Source organism: Phascolarctobacterium succinatutens CAG:287 (genome assembly GCF_000434895.1).
Lineage (GTDB): Bacteria > Bacillota > Negativicutes > Acidaminococcales > Acidaminococcaceae > Phascolarctobacterium_A > Phascolarctobacterium_A succinatutens_A.
In genome coordinates this window covers 1-3,451 of sequence record NZ_FR892737.1, presented here as the reverse complement: position 1 = coordinate 3,451, position 3,451 = coordinate 1, and the positions used below count along the sequence as shown (strand labels likewise).

1 protein-coding gene, 1 pseudogene and 1 other annotated feature are annotated in these 3,451 nt (G+C 49.1%); the gene and the pseudogene both read left to right on the top strand.

Annotated features, from left to right (window positions below):
* Positions 1-61: 61 nt before the first annotated feature.
* Positions 62-274 (top strand) — a binding site (T-box leader).
* A gap of 41 nt (positions 275-315) precedes the next feature.
* Positions 316-2,970: a valine--tRNA ligase gene (locus BN587_RS00035; RefSeq protein ID WP_021719135.1), complete on the top strand. Its 2,655-nt coding sequence runs from the start codon at positions 316-318 to the stop codon at positions 2,968-2,970.
* 232 nt (positions 2,971-3,202) lie between these two features.
* A pseudogene (locus BN587_RS00030) lies at positions 3,203-3,451 on the top strand (hypothetical protein); the annotation flags it as partial.

Below are 3,451 nucleotides of genomic sequence, written 5' to 3'. Positions count from 1 at the left end.
CCTTTTCTCCTCTTGACAATCCCACCTCTTCCTTGCTAAGATATAGAGTATAACAAAATATCTACAGGCAAGGAACGAGAGGCTTATCTCCGTAAAGCCACTAAAGAGAAGCAGCGGTTGGTGCAAGCTGTGTGGCGGTGAGGTGAGTGTAGCTCGGGAGCTGTTTTGCTGAACATTATAGTAGGCAAAAACGTGCGCACACGTTACGTGCATTGAGTGCCTTGTGCAAAAAGCATAAGGAAGATAGGTGGTACCACGATTATTCGCCCTGTCCGTAAAGGACAGGGCTTGTTTATTTTAAGGAGGAATTTTTTTATGTGTGAAGAGCATAATATCCCTAAGGTTTATGATCCTGCTTCCGTAGAGAAGAAATGGTATAAATTCTGGGAAGAGCATCGTTATTTTCATGCCGAAGTAGAAGAGGGCAAGGAAGCCTTCAGTATTGTTATCCCCCCACCGAACATCACCGGTCAGCTGCATATGGGCCATGCGTTGGATAACACCCTGCAGGATATCTTAATCCGCTGGCACCGCATGATGGGCCACAACACTCTGTGGATGCCCGGCTATGACCATGCAGGTCTGGCAACCCAGATTAAGGTTGAAGAGGTTATCAAAAAAGAGGAAGGCAAAACACGTTATGACCTGGGTCGCGAAGAGTTCCTGAAACGTGTTTGGGAGTGGAAGGAGCAATACGGCGACCGCATTATCAACCAGCTGAAGCATCTGGGCGTTTCCTGCGACTGGGAACGTAAGCGCTTCACCATGGACGAGGGCTGCTCCAAGGCTGTACGTGAGGTTTTCTGCACTCTGTTTGAAAAGGGCCTGATTTACAAAGGCACCCGCATCACCAACTGGTGTGTAAACTGCAACACCGCACTGAGCGATATCGAAGTTGAGCATAAGGATGACCCGGGACATCTCTGGTACATCAACTACCCTGTAGTTGAAGAAGAAGGCCGCAGCCTGATGATTGCAACCACCCGTCCGGAAACTCTGCCCGGCGATACTGCAGTAGCAGTTAATCCGGAGGACCCGCGTTATGGCGACCTGGTTGGCAAAACCCTGCGTCTGCCGACTACCGACAGAATTATTCCTATCATCGCTGACAGTTATGTTGATACCAAATTCGGTACCGGCGCTGTAAAAATTACTCCGTCCCATGATCCTAACGACTATGAGATGGGTATTCGCCACAACCTGCCGAGCATCGTTGTTATCGGCATGGACGGCATTATGACTAAAGAAGCAGGCAAATACGAAGGCATGACCCGTGAGGAATGCCGTAAGGCTATCGTTGCCGACCTGAAGGCTGACGGCTATCTGGTTAAGGTTGAAGAGCATTCCCATGCTGTAGGCCACTGCCAACGCTGCGGTCATGCTGTTGAATCTCAGGTTTCCACCCAATGGTTCGTTAAGATGGAGCCTTTGGTTAAGGCTGCTGTGGACTGCGTTGAAGACGGCCGTACTCAGTTCGTACCGGAACGCTTCACCAAGACCTATACCGGCTGGATGGATAACATCCGCGACTGGTGTATTTCCCGTCAGATCTGGTGGGGCCACCGCATTCCTGTATGGTACTGCGATGACTGCGGCGAAATGAGCGCCAGCCGCACCGATTTGACTGTTTGCCCGAAATGCGGCAGCGCACATATCCATCAGGACGAGGACGCACTGGACACCTGGTTCAGCTCCGCTCTGTGGCCGTTCTCTACTATGGGCTGGCCGAATAAAACTCCGCTCTTAAAGCAATTCTATCCGACAAGCGTACTCGTAACCGGTTACGATATCATCTTCTTCTGGGTTGCACGTATGCTGATTATGGGTATGGAATTCATGCATGAGATTCCGTTCGACAAGGTATTCATCCATGGTCTGGTTCGCGACAGCCAGGGCCGCAAGATGTCCAAATCCCTGGGCAACGGCATCGACCCGCTGGAGGTTATTGACCAATACGGCGCTGATACTCTGCGCTTCATGCTGATTACCGGCAACACCCCGGGCAACGATATGCGCTTCTACTGGGAGCGCGTAGAGGCAACCCGTAACTTTGCCAACAAGATCTGGAACGCTTCCCGTTTCGCTCTGATGAACATGGAAGGCTACGATGCCAACGCTAAGCTGGCTCCGTATACCTTGGCAGATAAATGGATTCTGTCCCGTCTGCAGCATACCGCCAAGAGCGTTACCGAAATGCTGGAGAAGTTTGAGCTGGGTGAAGCAGGCCGCATGATTTACGACTTCATCTGGGGCGAGGTTTGCGACTGGTATATCGAGCTGGCTAAACCGCGTCTGTATAATAAAGAAAACGCTGAAGAACGTGCAACCGCACAGCATGTTCTGGCAACCGTACTGACCAGCGCTATGCAGCTGCTGCATCCGTACATGCCGTTCATCACCGAGGAAATTTACCAATGCCTGCCGCATGAAGCAGAAAGCATTATGATTTCCAAGTGGCCTGAGGCTGATGAAGCTCTGATGGACGATGAGGCAGAACGCCTGATGGGCGCTATCATGGAAAGCATCAAGGCTATCCGTAACATGCGTGCAGAGGTTAACGTACCGCCCGGAAAGAAGGTTCCGGCAACCATGCTGGCTGCTGCTGACCTGAAGGACGGCATTGAGGCTAACGCCGACTACATCCATCTTATGGGCGCTATCAGCGAGCTGACTGTGCTGGCTGACAATGCTGCTAAACCGGAAAATGCTATGGCTGCAGTTGTAGCAGGCATTGAGGTTTATCTGCCGCTGGCAGGCCTGATTGATGTCGAGAAGGAAAATGCTCGCCTGAACAAGGAGCTGGCTGCTATCGACAAGGAGCTGAGCCGTGTTGAAGGCAAGCTGGGCAACGCCGGCTTCCTGGCAAAAGCACCTGAGGCTGTTATCGAAAAAGAGAAGGCTAAGGCTGAAGAGCTGAACGGTAAGAAGGCTGCGATTAACGAGCGCCTGGAATATCTGAAGACCTTATAAAAATAAGCTAGACTTATAAAAAATGCAACTGTCGTCGGACTTGTACTTGTGAATAGGTACGAGTTCGGCGGCAGTTTTTTTTATAGCAATTAAATAGTCAGAAAATTATGTTGACTTCTGCCGAGATGGATGCTATACTGTTTAAAATAGAGAATAATCAGATAATTACAAAGGAGTTGCTGAGATGCAGACAAATTATAAGCTTATCAGACAGGTAATAGAAGGACTAAGTATGATGAATAATAAATTTATGAATCTTATGCTGGATGAGAATGTGTCGGCAGCGCAAATAATGTTGCGCGTTATTTTGAAAGATGATAAAATCAAAGTGAAAAATGTAAGGATACAAAGATTTATTCAGAATATTTACGGACATTCCGCACAGCTGGATATTTTGGCAGAGGATGGATTTGGCAGATATTTTAATGTGGAAGTGCAGCGAAGCGATGAAGGTGCATCTGTGAGAAGAGCAAGATTTTAT